This is a genomic window from Mycobacterium sp. (assembly GCF_050700595.1).
In the GTDB taxonomy this organism is placed as follows: domain Bacteria; phylum Actinomycetota; class Actinomycetes; order Mycobacteriales; family Mycobacteriaceae; genus Mycobacterium.
This window is the reverse complement of the sequence record NZ_JBOHHI010000026.1, coordinates 1-17,289: the sequence shown is the minus strand read 5'-3', so window position 1 is coordinate 17,289 and position 17,289 is coordinate 1. Positions and strand designations below refer to the sequence as shown.

Here is a 17,289-nt window from a genome sequence, read left to right as displayed (position 1 = left end):
CGATGATATAGGCCATCCGAGTGGTTTGCAGGTCGCGATGGCGCTGTTGCGGCCGCGCAGTGACCGGATTGACGCTAAACCTTTACTTGACGCTGAGATTACTCGGCGTTGACGATGAAACGGTGCGCCGACTGCTGGGCTTATTGTGCGCTGCGCTGTGCGCGGCGGTTTTCGCGCCGGCGGTCGCGCCGCTGAGTGCGGCGGTCGGCGCCCCATGGTTCGCGCGTTCGGTCGGTAACGCCAACCAGGTGGTTTCGGTTGTGGGAGTTGGCGGTTCGAACGCGAAGATGGATATCTATCAGCGCTCCGCGGCGGGCTGGCAGCCGGTTGGGGTTGGGATCCCGACGCATGTCGGGTCGGCGGGCCTGGCGCCCAAGGCCAAGAGCGGCTATCCGGCCACCCCGATGGGGGTCTATTCGCTCGACTCCGCGTTCGGCACCGCGCCCAATCCCGGCGGCGGGCTGCCGTACGTCCAGGTCGGGCCCAACCACTGGTGGAGCGGCGACGATAACAGCCCCACCTTCAACACCATGCAGGTGTGCCAGAAGGCTCAATGCCCGTTCGACACCTCCGCGAGCGAAAACCTCGACATCCCGCAGTACAAGCACGTAGTCGTGATGGGTGTCAACAAGGCACGTGTGCCAGGCGACGGCGCCGCGTTCTTCTTCCATACCACCGACGGCGGGCCGACCGCGGGTTGTGTGGCGATCGATGACGGCACGCTGGTGCAGATCATCAGGTGGCTGCGGCCCGGCGCGGTAATCGCGATTACAAAATCGGGCACCTAAGTTGCGGGTTCGGGGCCGCGCGCTCATGCCAATGCGCGACCGGGTTTCACCTTGAAATCGATGCCCGCCAACGACATTGTCGCCTCGTAGGTGCGGTCATACCCCGTCGCGCTGATCCTCCACCCGTCGGCGGTGCGGCGGTAGCGGTCCCGGTAGAACGCCGCACCGATCAGCATGAAGTTGAACTCGGCCGCGATGACGCGGTCCTGCAGATACCAGGTGCCCGTTGCCTCGTCGCCGGTCACGCTGATCTCCGGATGGGTCACCCGGTGCTCGGTGATGACGCCCGGGCCCATTGCCGAGCGCATGTAGTCCACCAGGTCGGTGCGGTTGGTGAAGTGCAACTCCTTACCGAGCGACGAGCCGTAGTCGCCGGCGACGTCGTCGGTGAGGGTGTCGGCGAACACATCCCAGTGTTTGGTGTCCAGCCCGCGCAGGTAGCGGTACTTGACCTGTTTGATCGCTTCGATGTCGACACTGGCGTCGCGTTGGTTCATCACGACATTGGAGCACATCCCGCGACGGCCCAGCGCTGCACCGCTGGCCTGCGGTAGTTTTTTAGACGTGAGCCAATCGCGATACGCGCGGCTATCCCGGCAAGAGCTTGCGGTTCTGGTCCCCGAGTTGCTGCTCATCGGGCACATGATCGACCGCTCCGGCATGGCCTGGTGCATCCAGTCGTTCGGTCGCGAAGAGATGCTGCAGATCGCGATCGAGGAGTGGGCCGGCGCCAGCCCCGTCTATACCCGGCGCATGCAGCGGGCCCTGAACTTCGTGGGCGACGACGTGCCCACCATCTTCAAGGGTCTGCAGCTCGACATCGGCGCCCCGCCGCAGTTCATGGACTTCCGTTACACCGTGCACGACCGCCGGCACGGGGAATTCGAGCTGGCATCCTGCGGTGCCCTGCTCGATGTGGAGCCGATGGGTGAGGACTACGTGTTCGGCATGTGCCACACCATCGAAGACCCGACGTTCGACGCCACCGCGGTCGCCACCAACCCGCGAGCGCAGTGCCGGCCCATCCACCGCCCGCCCCGCCAACCGGCCGACCGCCATCCGCATTGCGCATGGACAGTGATCATCGACGAGTCTTACCCGGCGGCAGAAGGTATCCCCGCACTGGATCTCGTTCGCCAAACCAAAGCCGCCACATGGGAACTCGACACGATCGACCGAGCCGGCGAGGGCCTGGCCGACTACTCGGGGCCGCTGCTGTCCGACATCGACTTCGACGCGTTCTCGCATTCGGCGCTGGTGCGGATGGCCGACGAGGTCTGCCTGCAGATGCACCTGCTGTATCTGTCCTTCGCGATCGCGGTGCGGGCGCGGAGCCGATCCGACGCCGAACTGGCCACCTCGGTGGGCACTCGGCAGCTGATCGGCCTGGCCGGGCTCGGCGCCGAGCGCATCCACCGTGCCCTGTCGTTGCCCGCCGGCATCGATGGCGTACTTCGGGTGTTGGAGCTGCATCCGCTGCTCAACCCCGTCGGGTACGTGCAGGCCGAGATCGTGGGAGGCCAGTTGGTGGTGCATCGGTCGCCGGCCCACGACGACGGGGCCTGGATCGCGCTGTGCTCGCCCGAGTCGGTGCAGCCGCTGCAGGCGATCGCCACCGCAGTGGACCCGCATCTCGAGGTGCAGGTCCGTGGGGCGAACACCGACTGGACCGCCGGGCTGGTCGAAACCGACTCCGCTGCAACGGAATTACCGGAAGTGTCAGTGGCCAAGGTCAGCGGCGGATCGACGTTTCAATTTCAGCCGCGACGATCCCTGCCACTTACGGTGGTGTAACACCGCCAATCTGCGCCCGCGGTGTGTCTGACCTTGACGTTCAGCTACGGCGGTTATCGTGTGCAGTTAGCCGCCGACCGCTTTCAATTCTCAATGCAAGGTATTCGCTATATGTACGACCCGGTGGGGTTGTCGATCGGGACCGCGAACCTGGTAGCGGTGCGTAACGGGAATCCGCCGGTGACGCGCCGCACTGTGTTGACCCTGTTTCCGCATCGCGCACCGGAAGTCGGTGTGCCCACGGAAAACGCCAACCTCAGCGAGACCGGCACGTTGCTGAGCGGCTTCGTCGAGCGGATCGGCAGCTCGGTGGCGTTGGTGTCCGCCGACGGATCCGCCCACGAGGCGGACCTCCTGCTGGTCGAGGCACTCGACGCTATGGTCACCGCGACCGGGGCGGACACGTCGACGTCGGAGATCGCGATCGCGGTGCCCGCGCACTGGGGCCCGAAAGCCGTGCAGGCGCTACGCGACGCGCTGCGCACCCATCCCGGGTTTGTCCGCAGCGGGGTGGCCCCGCAACTGGTGTCGGATGCTGTCGCCGCGTTGTTTGCGTTGAACTCCGATGCGCGCCTACCTACCCGCGGCGTGGTGGGGTTGCTGGACTTCGGCGGCGGCGGGACCAGCATCACGCTGGCCGATGCCGGATCGGGTTTTCGGCCGATCGGTGAAACACTGCGTTACCCGGAGTTTTCCGGCGACCACATCGATCAAGCGCTACTGGTTCATGTTCTGGACAGCATCGACCGCACCGACACCATTGATCCGGCCGGCACCGCAGCCGTCGGGCAGTTCGGCCGGCTACGGGAAGAGTGCCGCCAGGCCAAAGAGCGGTTGTCCACCGCGACGACCACCGAATTGGCCGTCGACCTTCCGGGACACCGCTCGACCATCCAGGTGAGTCGCGCAGAGCTGGAAAGCCTGATCGAAGAGCCACTGAGCGGTGTGCTGTCCGGATTCGACGGTCTGCTGGATCGCAACAAGGTGACGCGCGGCGACCTCGTGGCGGTGGCGGCGGCCGGCGGCGGTGCCAGCATCCCGCTTGTCACCCAACGCCTTTCGTCGCACACACGGGTAGCCCTGGTGACCGCGACGCGTCCCGCGCTGTGTATGGCAATCGGTGCTGCGATGTTCGCTTCCCGAGAGCCCGCCGAGCAGGAGCAGGGCGAGGTCGCGGCCCCGACGGCGATGGCCGCGGTCGCCGGCGCGACGACCGGCATCCTCGGATTGTCCTCCGGTGACGGATCTGCCGACGGGGACGGGTCGTCGACGCTTCGGGAGTTGGCCTGGTCGCAGGCCGACGATGCTGATGAGCCGCTGCTCTACACCGGCGAGCCGTACAGCGAGCCCTATGGCGAGCCCTATAGCGACGAAGACGACGACGCCCCGCCGTCGCGGTATCTCCCAGTGGGCGAGGAGCGACGCCGGCCCGGCTATCGCCTGCCGCAGTTCCTGGTCGGGTTGGCCGCCCTGGTCGCGATGATCGCGATCGGCGGCGTGGCATACACCTTGGTGAGCAGCACCGGTCACAAAGCGCCGCCGGCGCCCACCAGCAGCGTGGTGGTGCCCCCGCCACCAGTCAGCTCCCCGCCCGCGTCGCCAGCCCCGCCGCCGCCACCGCCGCCCAGCGCAGCGCCCACGCCCAGCGTCGCATCGCCGCCACCCCCCAGCGCTGCACCGCCACCGCCCCCACCGCCGGTGACCACGGCCTATCAGCCGCCGCCGACCACCACACAGCAGCCGACGACTACCACGACCACGACGACGACCACCACAACGACAACGACGACTCCGCCGCCGACCACCACGACCACCACGACGACGGTGCCGATGACCACCGACTACCTGAGGATCCCGTTGGTGCCGGTCCCGATACCGGTTCAGGTGCCGGAGAATCAGCCGCCTCCACCGCAGAACCCGTTCTTCAACCCCGGCGGCGGCTACTAAGCTGTCCTATCCATCCCGGTCTTTTTTTGACACCTGACGAGTAGGGTGGGGATGTTACGGGCCGGCGGGGAAGTAACGCCGCACGATACAACGGCGACGAAACGTGTAGATGGCCTTCCGCGGCGCACTCCTCCGCCCAAGACCGTGGCCAGCAAGGATGTTGGAGGAGCAGTGGACATCGTACTTGGCGTGTCGATGACACCCACGGATGTCCGCATGATGCTGGTCGAAGGCGAAAACGCGGACGGCGTCACGGTCGAGGAAGACGTTTTCGAGGTCATCGCGGCTGGCGGTTCGGCAACCTCCAGCGCGCCCGAGCAGGTGATCGCCGCGATCCTCGGCACCCGGCAGGGCGCCGCCGAAGGCGGCTACCGCCTGGTGTCGACCGGCGTGACCTGGACGGATCCCGGCGAGGTCGCTGCGCTGCGCGACGTATTGGCCGGCCGCGACATCCACAACGTCATGCTGGTCTCCCCACTGCTGGCGGCGGCGGCATTGGCTCAGACCGTCGGCCAGGCCCTGGACTACGAGTGCACCGCGCTGCTGTTCGTCGAACCGGAAAGCGCGACCCTGGCCGTGGTCGAGACCGCCGACGGCTCGATCGTCGATCTGCACCGTGAGGTGCTGGCTGAGGACGACGACGAGGCGATGGCCCAGGTGGTCGCGATGCTCGCTGCCCCGGATGGACCGGAATCCCGTGTCGACGGTGCGTTCCTGGTCGGTTGCGGCGTCGACATCGTCGCGGTCAAGCAGCAACTGGACGCAGCGGTCTCGTTGCCGGTGAGCGCACCCGAGGAGCCGGAGATGGCGCTTGCCCGGGGCGCAGCACTGGCCTCGGCGGGCGCGCCGTTGTTCGTGTCGTCGACCGCCGCGGTGGCCTACGCGCAAGATCCGGGCACCGGTGAAGTTGATCCCGACATGCCCGGCGAGGCGCTTGCCTACAGCGCTGTTACCGACGAGGACAACGAGATACCGCGGCGCCGGCCGGGCCTGCTGGTCGCCAGCAGTGTGGCGGCGGTCGTCGCTATCGGTGCTGTGGCGCTGGTGATTTCGCTGGCCGCCGATGTCCGCCCGACGGGCGGGCATGAAACCGACGGGAACGCGGGCATCGTGCCGACCCAGCAGGCGCCGCCGGCCGGGCACCCGCCCGCTGCTGCCGCGCCGGCACCGCCCGCAGCATCACCACCCGCACCGCCGCCCACAGCATTGCCACCCGCACCGCCGCCATCGGCCGCACCCGCACCACCGCCGCAGACCATCCCGGCGCCCGCGCCGGTGGTACAGCAGTCGCCGCAGCGGGCTGTGGTCCCGCCGGCCCCGGTCCACAAAGCTCCGGCACCGCAAGCACCGGCCTATGTGCCACCCGCCCCGCAAGAAGCGCCAGCGCCGCCGCCGGCCGCACCGCCACCTCCGCCGGCAGCGCCTCCGCCGCCTCCCGCTCCGCAGCTGCCGCCGATGGTGATGTACTTGCACCTGCCATTCGTCACGGTGCCGATTCCGATCAACCCGCCGCCACCCCCGCCGCCGGGGCCGTAGGGCGCTGCTGTGGGTGAGAACGGTCGGTTCGGATTCGATCCGGAAGATTTGGATCGCATAATGCGCGAGGCGGGTGAGGGCCTGCGCGACGCCTTTGAGCGGTTCAGCCGGTTCCTCACGGTGCCGGGTGACCGCGCGGGATGGTCGACGCTTTTCGAGGACCTGGCGCGGCGGTCGCGCACCGGGCCGGAAACCGCCGGTGAAGCCGGTGACGGCGTCTGGGCGATCTATACCGTCGACGCCACCGGCGGCGCGCGCGTCGAAGAGGTGTACGCGACGGAGCTCGATGCGCTACGTGCGAACAAAAACAACACCGACCCGACGCGCAAGGTCCGGTTTCTGCCGTACGGTATCGCGGCTACCGTTCTCGACGATTCTGACGAGACGACGTAATCGCACGTCGACGGCCGAAGGTGCGGCACACCGCCGGATTTAGATGCGCACCCCCTGCATCGCATGGTTGTATTCGTAGTCGTGCCTGAGATGAATCGACGCAACATCATGCTGACGATGGGGATCGGCGCGCTGGCCGCCGCGGCCCGTCTTCCACAGGCCGGGGCTTACCCGTCACCGCCTGCCGCGCCGTCCGGTGCTCCCGGGAACTACATTTTCTCCGACGAGTTCGACGGCCCGGCCGGCCAAGGCCCCGATTTGAGCAAGTGGACCGTGCAGACGTGGCAGGACGATGTGTTCCCGCCGGTCGAGGGGATATACCGTGCCCAAAACGTGTTCCTCGACGGCAATTCCAATCTCGTCCTCCGCGCCAACCAAGAAAACGGCCAATACTTCAGCGGCAAACTGCGAGGCAACTGGCGGGGCCTTATCGGCACCACCTGGGAAGCACGGATAAAGCTGGACTGCTTGTTCCCCGGCCTTTGGCCCTCGTACTGGGCCGTCAACGAAGATCCTGAGCCAGACGGCGAGATCGACATTTTCGAGTGGTACGGCAACGGCCAGTGGCCCCCGGGAACCACGGTCCACGCGGCGTCCAACGGGAAAACATGGGAAGGGAAATCGATTCCCGGCTTGGTTGACGGTGCTTGGCACACCTGGCAAATGCGTTGGGCTGAGGATGGTTTCAAATTTTCGCGAGACGGCGCAGAATACTTCAGTGTTCCGCCGAAGCCGGTCCACGTCGCCGGCGGCCCGCCTGAAGACATGCGGTGGCCGTTCAACAATCCCGGCTATTGGCTGTCTCCCATGTTTACCCTTGCGGTCGGTGGGCCGGGTGGCGGTGATCCCGCCCTGGGTACCTTCCCGTCGCAAATGCTCATCGACTACATCCGGGTCTGGTGAGTGTTATCGCCCCGGTTTCTCGGCCTTGATCACCTGAACCAGGTTGAACTGCCAGCGCTCGACCAGCTGGAAGCCCAGGTCGCGCGGAACCGAGAAGGCGGGAGTTCGTCCGAAGCGTGTGCCGGGCGGGAGCATTGAAGCTTGCTCGTGATCGGGCACCGCCTCGTCGGCTTCGGTGATGATCCACACCACTCGACAGTGACTTAACGGCTTGGCGACAACCTCCGGTATGAGGTTGGTATCGAAGACGTCGTTGCTGTCCGTCGCTGGTTGCCAAAGGGTGAGGTCGATCAGCTTTCGGTAGGCATCCGGCCGCGCAGCCATCAATGGGCGCATCGGAGCGGGCATGAACGTCACCGTGTCGTTCACCAGCAAGCAATCACCCGGCGCTGCCTTCGCGGTGATCAGATCGGCCACTTGGCTGTAGTCCATCCCGTATTTGGCATACGGGTTGCGTTGTGCCCGAATATAATTCGGTGCTGCGACAACAGCGAAAAGGCAAACCAGAACTGCTACCGCCCACGGTTTGACCGCCAATGCGCCGATACAGATGCCCAGGATCAGCGCCATCGCGGGTGCGGTGAAGCACAGGTAGCGCGGCGTGTAAATCGGGTGCACCAATGCCGACCAGGTGACGATCAGGCCGGTCGGTATCACAAGCCATCCGAGCGCCAAGGTCAACAGCTGCCGATCTGACTCCGCGAGTTGCGTTGATTCGCAGAGCCACAAGACGATAGCCGTCGCTATCACCAGGGCGGACACAATCGCGAATGGGGGGCTCCTTTCGAAATATTGTTGAATGGTCACATCTTCGAGCGTCCGGCGCCCGATCGGTGCGATCCAGCTGATCTGATGCGCTTGGCCCATGACTATCGCCATAAACGGCGCCACGGCACCACCCGCCAGAACCGACGTAATGACGAAGCGCAGCAGGACTTTTCGCCTGCGCTGGAAGACACACATGAAAGCGACGTGCACGAAAGACAACAGCACGAGATACACGTCGAGAAGAATCGACATCGCCAGGGCGATCCCATAGCACAACCAGACCCACCCCTGGTCACGACGTGCGGCGTAAACCAGCAGTACCGTCAGCCACACGGCGGCCATCATCGAAACGGCATACGGGCGAGCCTCGATTCCGGCCCACGTTGATCGCGGCAAGATCGCGCACAGAACTCCGGAGGCCACCGCGACGGTGCGAGACGAGAACTGCTTGCCCAGCACCACTACTCCGGCCGCGGCGCCGCCAACCGCCAGACCGCTTGGCACGCGAGACCAGAACTCCGTGGGCGGGAAGATTTGAAACCAGCCGTGCATGAGCAGGTAGTACAGGCCGTGGACGGCGTCGACGTCGCTCACCATCCGCCACAACTCACCCAGGGAACGACTGTATGCGGCCGAAATGGTGGCCGCCTCGTCGTACCAGAACGACGGACGGCCCGCGCCACCCAGACTCGCGGCGGCGGCCAGGACGCCGACTGTCAGCGGGTCTAGCACAGCTCCCGGCGGTGTCCGCTGGTCACCGCGAAGCACACCGAGGTGACGCCGCAACCCACCGCTGAACACGCCGCTATGTTGCCAGAATCTCCCATTCCGGCACACCAAGCGGTGGGCTGCTATCGTCCCTTGGTTGTGACTGAGATGAGCCGACGCAGCATCATGTTGACGATGGGGATCGGCGCGCTGGCAGCCGCGACCCCTGCGCCCAAAGCCCGGGCCTACCCGCCGCGACCGGAGGCCCCGGCGCCGGGTGCCGCCACCGGCGGTTTCCTCTTCCACGACGAGTTCGACGGCCCGGCGGGCTCGGCGCCCAATCCGGCGAACTGGACGGTGTCGAACCACCGGACGCCCATCAAGGACCCGCGGGGATTCGACAGACCAGAGTTTTGGGGGGATTACCGGGACAGTCGGCAAAACGTATTCCTGGACGGCAATTCCAATCTCGTCCTGCGGGCCACCCGAGAGCCCAGCACCTACTTCGGCGGCCTGGTCAGCGGTAACTGGCGGGGCGGCATCGGGACCACGTGGGAAGCGCGCATCAAACTCAACTGCCTCACCGCGGGTTGCTGGCCGGCCTGGTGGTTGTCCAATGACTTCCCCGATCGGGAGGGCGAAGTGGACCTGCTCGAGTGGTACGGCAACGGGGAGTGGCCTTCTGGAACCACCGTCCACGCGGATCCATTCGGCACAGCATTCGAGACCCATCCGATCGGGGTGGACGGCGGGTGGCATACCTGGCGAGTCACGTGGAATCAGACCGGTTTCTACTTCTGGGAAGACTACGTCGACGGTGCCGAACCGTACTTCAGCGTTCCGGCGACCGGCATCGAAGACTTGAACGATCCGATCCGCAAGTGGCCATTCAACGACCCGGACTACACGATGTTTCCGGTCTTGAATCTCGCGGTCGGTGGTTCGGGTGGCGGCGATCCCGCGTCGGGTTCTTATCCGGCGGATATGCTCATCGACTGGGTGCGGGTCTTCTGACAACCGGCTTTAGACGGTGGCCCGGTCGCTGCCCTGCCAATATTGTTGGCGCAGTTCTCTTTTCAGTACTTTCCCGGTTGGGTTCCGCGGTAGCTCCTCCTTGATGTCCACGGTCTTCGGACACTTGTAGCCACCCCGGATGTTCGGCCAGCACCCGCTCGACTTCGATCGAGTAGATGTTCTCGCTGCCGGAAATGATCATGTCCTTGAGCCGGTCCTCGACGAAGATGTAGCCGTCGTCGTCGACCCAGCCGATGTCGCCGGCGGCTGGTTGCGTTGAGTGTGTGGGTTATGTACGCGATTTCCCGAATTCTTCGCTCACAACCCCCACACTCAACGCAACCGGCGGTGACCGCGTCGGCGGTCGCCTCCGGCCTGTTTAGATAGCCTTTCATCAATTGTGGTGTGCGGAACCACAATTCGCCGGGCTGACCGGTCGGCACATCTGTGAGGGCAACCACTCACACCGCAACAGCTGACAGCCCCTTCGGGCGACCGGTGGTGCCGGACGAATACATCACCATGCACACGTCGCCGGGTTCGACGTCGGCGCCCCGCTGGGTGGGCGTCGCCCCGGCGAGCAGCGCCTCGTACTCGTCGCCGTCGCCGCCGCCGGGCGTGACCTCGATGATGTGCTCGACGTTGGTGAGCCTGTCGCGGAGCTTCTCGATCGCCGGCCGCAGTCGTTGATGACGTAGTCCAGCTCGTCGGCGGCGAGCCGGAAGTTGATGATCGCGTTGGCCGCGCCGGTCGACGCCGCGGCAATCGTCAACTCGACGCACGCCGGGCGGTTCTTGTCGAGGAACGCGACCACGTCGTCGCGCGCCACGGCCCGCTTGCGTCGTCGCCAGCCGCCGCGCCCGGTCGCTCCATTTCCGCCACGCCCACGTGCTCGAGGTAGCTGAAGGCCTCCGCGTCCGGCTTGGTGGCGGCCCAGTGGGTCAACCGGTCATCGAGAAGGCGAGGCTGGGGTGGCTGCTCGGTCATGCTCCGAGGGTGCCATCTGTTGTCCAGCCGGGGGAATTCGCTGGTCGATGTTTCGGTGTGGGCGGCGGCGAGCACGTCGCTGCCGAGCATCCTGACGGAGGGGCAAACCCGCCGTCACTTGCGGATCTTTATGAAATTGTGATTTTTCCGTGATTTGCTCGTAAGGTGCTTGCCGTGGGCCGGCACCGATTACCCAGCAGGCGGCGACGGCCATCGGTGGTCGTGGCTGCGGTTTGCGCCCCGGCCGCCGTGTTGTTCGCCGTCGGCGGAAGCGCCCCTCCGCTCGGTGCCGGCTGCGGTGCCGATTCGTTTGCCGACGAGGTTGCGGCGTCTCACCTGCAGATCGTCGCGGCGGCGCCGGGCGCATTGTCGGCGGCCCGCTCCGGCGGGCAACCGGGCATCGGCCCCGATCCCGGCCAGATGGTCTCGGCATCACGATGGCGGGCGGTCGGCCGAGATAGCCCGCGGCTGTTACCGATTGGCGTCGCCGCAGAGCAGGGTCTGCAGGTCAGGACGATCTTGACCGCTCGGAGTATCAGCGCGGCGTTCCCGGAGATCCACAGTATCGGCGGCGTTCGACCGGACGCGCTGAGATGGCATCCCAACGGTATGGCGCTCGATGTCATGATCCCCGACCCCGGCACCGCCGCGGGCATAGCGCTGGGAAACCAGATCGTGGCGTTCGCGCTCGAGAACGCACAGCGATTCGGGTTGCAAGATGCCATCTGGCGCGGCACTTACTACACCCCGGACGGCCCCAAGGGACGTGGGTATGGCCACTACGACCACGTCCACATCACCACCACCGGCGGCGGATACCCCACCGGCGAGGAAATCTACGTCCGCTGAGCGCACCGATCAGCGCACGTCTTGAGGGACCAGCGCCGGCCGAACGTCACCATTTGGAAACGGCGCGGCGCGGCGGGACTCGTGTTCCACATCCACTCAATAACAATTGAGCCGGTCGTGCGAACACGACCTCGGTACGGCTATGCGGGTCGGAAGTATCTGAGCGTGAATAAGGAGTTGACGTTGATGACGATCTTCGATCGATTCAACATCACCGTAGTTGCTGTCGGGGCTGGGTTGTGCGGGGCCGCAATAGCGTTGAGCCCGGGCGCGGCGGCCGCCCCGCTGAAAACGGGCGGGTCCGCGTGCATGCAGGGGACGGCGGGCGACGTTGGAGCGCCGGCAGCCAGCGGACCGTTGGCAGCCGCCGGCGGACCTTTGGCCGCGGACGTGTGCAGCGCTGCACTCACCGACATGGCGGGTATTCCGTTGGTTGCACCGGGGCCGGTCGTGGCGCCAGTGGGTGCGCCGGTGCCGGTGGGCGCCCCGGTGCCCGTTGGTGCTCCGCTGCCGGTGGGTGCGCCGCTGCCCCTTGGCGCTCCGGTGGGTGCGCCGCTGCCGGTGGTGCCGGCTGGCGCTCCGCTGATTGCACTGGGGCCGGTGGCTGCGGCACTGCCGGATGGCGCTCCACTCATTGACATGTCCGGTACCTATGGGGGTAAGGGTGCCCCGACTGGTCCGGCACCGGCCGGCGGGCCCGTGTCTGGTCAGCCGGTTCCGCCCGGTCCTGCGGCCGCGGGCGCGAACTGAGGCTGATTCTCTTCCGGATTGCGGACCCGCTGGGTTGCTATCAGCGGGTCAAACCCTGTCGAGGACAACGGCTTGACGCGCGTGCACCCGCACATCATCTAGGTGCGGAGCATCCTGAAACCGGCGGCTGACGCCGCCGTTATTCCTGCACGATGACCGGGTCGCCAATGTGGACCGTGTTGTAGTACCACTCTGCGTCCGTGGGGCTTAGCCCGATGCAGCCGTGGCTGACATTCTCACGCCCGAGTGAATTGACAGCCCACGGGGCTGAATGCACGAAGAGGCCACGGCCGCTGATACGGACGGCGTAATCCACCGGGATCCGGTAACCCTCGGGATCGTTGACGGGGATGCCGACGCTGCTCGAATCCATAATCACCGAGCGTTCCTTGGACATGACGGTGTAGGAGCCGACCGGCGTCGGGAAGTGCGGCCTACCCATCGAGGCCGGCATCACCCCCGGTATTCCCCAGTTAGGTCGGTGGTGTGGTGCTGGTAGTGCAGGCGGTGGTCCCGCCTCGACTCCGTTGATACTCACGGTGAACGTGTGCTCCGAGATATTGGCAACACCGACGACCGCGGGACCCGTTTTGAAGTCCGTGGACAGGCCGCCCACCGAAAGCGCCACCGTGCTGTGCGCCGGCCAGAACCGGTCCGGAACCCACTGCACAACATTGTTGTCGAGCCATTCGAACGTGCCGGTCATCGCGGGCGCCGATTTGACGTCAATACCACGCTGGGCCGCATGCCGGTTGGCGACGGGCGCGCTGAACCTCACCACCACGGGGTGCGCCACACCCACCACCTCGCCGCGCGTTGGTAGCACCGATGCGATGGCGGACATATCCGACTGGTTCGCCGCCGCCAGGCTTACGCCGGCCGGTCCCGCAACCACTGTCGTGGCGATCCCGACGACGACAACAACGCACCGAGCAACCGCACGCATGATTCCAATTCCCTTTAACTGACAGAGTTGTAATAGTGATGGTAACGGTGCTGTGACAAGTGGAAATGCAAGGGCGCGTTAGCGATTCGGTCAAGTCTTTGTCACGTTTTGGCATCAGCGAGCGAATCCGGCAACTTGAGGCGGTCGAGGTGAGGCGCTCAGGATCGGTGATCACACTGGAGCCGATGACGGGAATCGAACCCGCGTATTCAGCTTGGGAAGCTGATGTTCTGCCATTGAACTACATCGGCGCGGCCGCACGCGAAGGCTAGCACCCGACGCCGCGCCGTTCATCACCAACGCGGCCGCAGCCACGTGCGGATACGCTCGTTGGGTGCTGCTTTCCGATCGTGACCTCAGGGCCGAAATCGCCGCCGGCAGGTTGGGCATCGACCCGTTCGACGACACGCTGGTCCAGCCATCTAGCGTCGACGTTCGCCTCGACAGCCTGTTTCGGGTCTTCAACAACACCCGCTACACCCACATCGACCCGGCGCAGCAGCAAGACGAGCTGACCACTCTGGTGGAGCCGGCCAACGGAGAACCCTTCGTGCTGCACCCCGGGGAGTTCGTGCTCGGCTCGACGTTGGAGCTGTGCACTTTGCCGGACGACCTGGCCGGCCGGCTGGAGGGCAAATCGTCGCTGGGGCGGCTGGGGCTGTTGACGCACTCGACCGCCGGCTTCATCGATCCCGGTTTCAGTGGGCACATCACGCTGGAGCTCTCCAACGTCGCGAACTTACCGATCACACTGTGGCCGGGCATGAAGATCGGCCAGTTGTGCATCCTGCGGTTGACCAGTCCGGCCGAGCATCCCTACGGTAGTGCGCGGGCCGGGTCGAAGTACCAGGGTCAGCGCGGGCCGACGCCGTCGCGGTCCTACCAGAATTTCATCAAGTCCAGCTAAGCCCGGCAGACGGCGAGCGGCCCTTCCGCAGTGCGCCAGGTATGGTCGAAAGACAGGGGCCAGCGGGGGCCCACGCCGCTCCAGAACTTCATAGAATTTGTCGCCGCGCCAACGGTGCGGCGATGAAGTGCGAGCGGCCCGCAAACTACTGTGGAGGGGTAGTGGAGACCGTACTGGGTGTGTCGATGGCGCCGTCGACGGTCCGCATGGTGCTCGTCGAGGGGGAAAACGCCGACGGTGTCGTGGTCGACCAGGACGATTTCGAGATCACTCCCGACGGTGAATCAGCAAACTCTACGACCGCCGATCAAGTAGTCGCGGCGATCCTCGGTACCCGCGAAGGCGCCGCCGAGGGCGGCTACCACCTGGCGGCGACCGGGGTGACCTGGACCGACCAGCTCGAGGCGGGTGCGCTGCGTGACGCCCTGGGCGCCCGCAAGATCGAAAACGTCATGCTGATCTCGGCGTTTTTGGCGGCCGCCGCGCTGGCGCAGGAGGTCGGCAACGCCACCAATTACGCGCAGACGGCACTGCTGTTCGTCGAGCCGGACAGCGCCACCTTGGCCGTGGTCGACTCCGCCGACGGTTCGGTCTCCGATGTGCACCGGCTGAACCTCCCCGAGGACGATGACCGGGCCGTCGCCGAACTGACCGAGCTGGTCTCCATGGCCGATGCGCTGGAAGCCCGCCCCGACGGCCTGTTCGTCGTCGGCGGCTCCGGCGTCGACGTCCCGCTGATCAAGCCGGCGTTGGAGGCCGCGACGTCGCTCCCGGTGAGCACGCCCGCGGAAGCGGACATCGCGCTCGCCCGCGGCGCGGCGCTGGCGTCCGCGAACGCGCCGCTGTTCGTCTCGTCGACCGCCGCCCTGGCCTATGCGCAGGACCCCGGCACCGGTGCGATCGACCCGGACGCGGTCGCACCCGGTTACCTCTCCGTTCCCGACGATGCCGATCCCGGCGAGGAGGCCCTGGCCTACAGCGCTGTTCCCGACGAGGAAGCCGAGGCCTATACACAAGAAGGCCCCGACGCCTATTCCGACGCCGCAGACGACGAAGAGCTGCTGGACTCCGGCATGCTCGACTTCCGGGTCGCACCGGCCGAAGAGCCCAGTCGCAAACCATTCCTGACCGCGATGAGCGTTCTGAGCATATTCGTCGTCGGCGTTGTGGCACTGGTGATTTCGCTGGCAGTCAGCATCCGACCGTCGGTCAATCAGCGGCCCAACCTCGGCCAGAACGCCGTCGTACCGACCAAGCAGGCGCCGCCGCCCCCGAAGGCGCAAGTGCCCGCCCCGGCTACGGCCCCGCCCAAGACGGCTGCGCCCGCTCCCGCGCCGGCTCCCGCCCCGGCCCCTGCGCGTGCACCCGCTCCTGCGCCGGCACCCGCCCCCGCGCCTCCTCCTCCACCGCCGATCCCGCCGGTGCTGCCGCAACTCGGGCAGGTTTTGGCGCCGCCCGCGCCGGGGCCGCCGGTTCGACCCTGGGGCGGCGATCACGGCGGCGGTGGCTGGGGCCACGGCGGCGGTGGTGGGTTCGGCGGCCCGGGCATCAAAGTCCCGCTGCCGGTTCCGGGCCTCCATCTCGGCATCGGGTTCTAAGAGCCCGAGCCGCGGCCATACCGTGCCGAGCGCGGCGAAACGGGGTACTCCCCACCCACAGGCTGACTGCCTGCGGAGACCTTTGGAGGAGTGTTGGACACGGTACTAGGTGTATCGATGGCGCCCTCGACAGTGCGCATGGTGCTGGTCGAAGGGGAAAACGGCGACGGCGTCACCGTCGAGGAGGACACCGTCGACATCGCTGGTGACGATTCGGCGCCACCCACCGCACCGGAGCAGGTGATCGCGGCGATCCTGGGTACCCGCGAAGGCGCCGCGGAGGGCGGTTACCAGCTGACATCGACGGGGGTGACCTGGAGCGACCAAGCGGAAGCCGCCGCGCTACGCGACGCGTTGACTGCCCACAAGATCGAAAACGTCATGCTGGTCTCGGCGTTTTTGGCCGCGGCGGCGCTGGCGCAGGAGGTTGGCAGCTCGGTCGGCTATCGCCGTACCGGGTTGTTGTTCGTCGAGCCCGATACCGTGACACTCGCTGTTGTCGATTCCGCCGACGGATCGGTCGCCGAGATGCGCCACGAGCCGCTCAACAGCGGTGACACTGCCACTGAGCTTGCCGCACTGGTCACCGACATGCAGACCCTCGAGTCGTACCCCGATGGTCTGTTCATGGTCGGCTCCGGTGTCGACATCGCCGCGCTCAAGCCTCGGCTGGAGGCGGCCACCTCGCTTCCGGTGAGCGCGCCGGAGGAGCCGGACATGGCGCTGGCGCGTGGGGCGGCGCTGGCCTCGGCGAACGCGCCGCTGTTCGCGTCGTCGACGATGGCGCTGGCCTATGCCCAGGATCCGGGCACCGGTGCGATCGACCCCTATGCGGTGACTCCCGGATATCGTGTCGACGCGCCGGCAAACGCAGCGCCGGGCGACCGCCCGCTGGCCTACAGTGCGGTCGCTGCCGACGAAGGTGATGCGGCCACCGTCGCCGCCAACCAGCAGAGCCCGCGTACCGGCGCGTTCACCGCCGTCGATGGCCAGGATCAGCGCCAGCACAAGCGCCGGCCCACGGTGCTGGTGGCGAGCGCAGTGGCTGCGGTCTTCGTCGTCGGGGTGATCGCGCTGGTGGTTGCGCTGGTGATGACGATGCACCCGACGATCGGTGAGCAACCCAATCCCGGTCAGAAGATGGCCCCGAGCAAGCAGGCGCCGCCCGGCCCGCCTCCGCCGTCCGCTCCGGCCGCCCCGGCACCCGCGCCGGCGGCTCCGGCGCCTGCACCTGCGGCTCCCGCTCCCGCGCCGGCGGCTCCGGCGCCTGCACCTGCGGCTCCGGCACCCGCGCCGGCGGCTCCGGCGCCTGCACCTAGGGCTCCGGCACCCGCGCCGGCGGCTCCGCCACCCCCGGTCATGCCGCAAGTGCCGCCGATCTTCGGCCCTCCGGGCCAGGGA

Annotated in this window: 15 protein-coding genes, 1 tRNA gene and 1 pseudogene; 12 read left to right on the top strand and 5 right to left on the bottom strand. The window is 66.6% G+C overall.

The window, feature by feature from the left end; translation table 11 throughout:
- The first annotated feature begins 122 nt into the window (after positions 1-122).
- Positions 123-788: a L,D-transpeptidase family protein gene (locus ACRDTL_RS02370; protein WP_431505116.1), complete on the top strand. Its 666-nt coding sequence runs from the start codon at positions 123-125 to the stop codon at positions 786-788.
- Positions 789-811: 23 nt separating this feature from the next.
- Here ACRDTL_RS02370 and ACRDTL_RS02365 read toward each other — a convergent pair whose 3' ends face one another.
- On the bottom strand, positions 812-1,285 hold the full coding sequence (locus ACRDTL_RS02365) for a nuclear transport factor 2 family protein (protein WP_431505115.1): 474 nt from the start codon (positions 1,283-1,285) through the stop codon (positions 812-814).
- A 67-nt stretch (positions 1,286-1,352) separates the two neighbouring features.
- On the opposite strand from ACRDTL_RS02365, the gene ACRDTL_RS02360 reads away from it, so the two are divergent.
- The 5 genes from ACRDTL_RS02360 to ACRDTL_RS02340 all read left to right on the top strand — a co-directional run bounded on the left by ACRDTL_RS02360 (position 1,353) and on the right by ACRDTL_RS02340 (position 7,361).
- Positions 1,353-2,582, top strand: coding sequence for a hypothetical protein (locus ACRDTL_RS02360; RefSeq protein ID WP_431505114.1), 1,230 nt, complete (start codon positions 1,353-1,355; stop codon positions 2,580-2,582).
- Between the two features lie 111 nt (positions 2,583-2,693).
- Positions 2,694-4,529, top strand: coding sequence for an Hsp70 family protein (locus ACRDTL_RS02355; RefSeq protein ID WP_431505113.1), 1,836 nt, complete (start codon positions 2,694-2,696; stop codon positions 4,527-4,529).
- Between the two features lie 171 nt (positions 4,530-4,700).
- Positions 4,701-6,065 carry a DUF7159 family protein gene (locus tag ACRDTL_RS02350; protein WP_431505112.1) on the top strand — a complete coding sequence of 455 codons (1,365 nt, stop codon included), beginning with the start codon at positions 4,701-4,703 and terminating at the stop codon, positions 6,063-6,065.
- Between the two features lie 9 nt (positions 6,066-6,074).
- Positions 6,075-6,458, top strand: coding sequence for a hypothetical protein (locus ACRDTL_RS02345; RefSeq protein ID WP_431505111.1), 384 nt, complete (start codon positions 6,075-6,077; stop codon positions 6,456-6,458).
- 90 nt (positions 6,459-6,548) lie between these two features.
- Positions 6,549-7,361, top strand: a complete 813-nt coding sequence (locus ACRDTL_RS02340; protein ID WP_431505144.1) for a glycoside hydrolase family 16 protein — start codon at positions 6,549-6,551, stop codon at positions 7,359-7,361.
- Between the two features lie 3 nt (positions 7,362-7,364).
- Here ACRDTL_RS02340 and ACRDTL_RS02335 read toward each other — a convergent pair whose 3' ends face one another.
- Positions 7,365-8,861 (bottom strand): glycosyltransferase family 39 protein, encoded by a 1,497-nt coding sequence (locus ACRDTL_RS02335; protein WP_431505143.1) that lies wholly within the window; start codon positions 8,859-8,861, stop codon positions 7,365-7,367.
- Positions 8,862-9,005: 144 nt separating this feature from the next.
- Between ACRDTL_RS02335 and ACRDTL_RS02330 the strand changes: the two genes are divergently transcribed.
- Entirely contained in the window at positions 9,006-9,851 is an 846-nt protein-coding gene (locus ACRDTL_RS02330) for a glycoside hydrolase family 16 protein (protein WP_431505142.1), read from the top strand.
- 9 nt (positions 9,852-9,860) lie between these two features.
- Here the strand turns inward: ACRDTL_RS02330 and ACRDTL_RS02325 are convergent.
- Positions 9,861-10,838 (bottom strand): annotated as a pseudogene (locus tag ACRDTL_RS02325) (AMP-binding protein).
- Positions 10,839-11,012: 174 nt separating this feature from the next.
- Here ACRDTL_RS02325 and ACRDTL_RS02320 point away from each other — a divergent pair.
- On the top strand, positions 11,013-11,687 hold the full coding sequence (locus tag ACRDTL_RS02320; protein ID WP_431505110.1) for a hypothetical protein: 675 nt from the start codon (positions 11,013-11,015) through the stop codon (positions 11,685-11,687).
- A 186-nt stretch (positions 11,688-11,873) separates the two neighbouring features.
- Positions 11,874-12,437, top strand: coding sequence for a hypothetical protein (locus ACRDTL_RS02315; protein WP_431505109.1), 564 nt, complete (start codon positions 11,874-11,876; stop codon positions 12,435-12,437).
- Between the two features lie 139 nt (positions 12,438-12,576).
- On the opposite strand, the gene ACRDTL_RS02310 is transcribed toward ACRDTL_RS02315, so the two are convergent.
- Together ACRDTL_RS02310 and ACRDTL_RS02305 are read right to left on the bottom strand one after the other, a co-directional pair.
- A complete protein-coding gene (locus ACRDTL_RS02310; protein WP_431505108.1) occupies positions 12,577-13,383 on the bottom strand; it encodes a L,D-transpeptidase in 807 nt (268 codons plus the stop codon).
- 177 nt (positions 13,384-13,560) lie between these two features.
- Positions 13,561-13,634: transfer RNA gene (locus tag ACRDTL_RS02305), tRNA-Gly, on the bottom strand.
- Positions 13,635-13,717: 83 nt separating this feature from the next.
- Here ACRDTL_RS02305 and dcd point away from each other — a divergent pair.
- The 3 genes from dcd to ACRDTL_RS02290 all read left to right on the top strand — a co-directional run.
- Positions 13,718-14,290, top strand: a complete 573-nt coding sequence (gene dcd, locus ACRDTL_RS02300) for a dCTP deaminase (RefSeq protein WP_431505107.1) — start codon at positions 13,718-13,720, stop codon at positions 14,288-14,290.
- 161 nt (positions 14,291-14,451) lie between these two features.
- Complete coding sequence (locus ACRDTL_RS02295) at positions 14,452-15,888, top strand: DUF7159 family protein (protein ID WP_431505106.1); 1,437 nt, start codon at positions 14,452-14,454, stop codon at positions 15,886-15,888.
- Between the two features lie 90 nt (positions 15,889-15,978).
- Positions 15,979-17,289 (top strand): DUF7159 family protein (locus ACRDTL_RS02290; protein ID WP_431505105.1); only part of this gene is annotated, 1,311 nt, incomplete at its 3' end.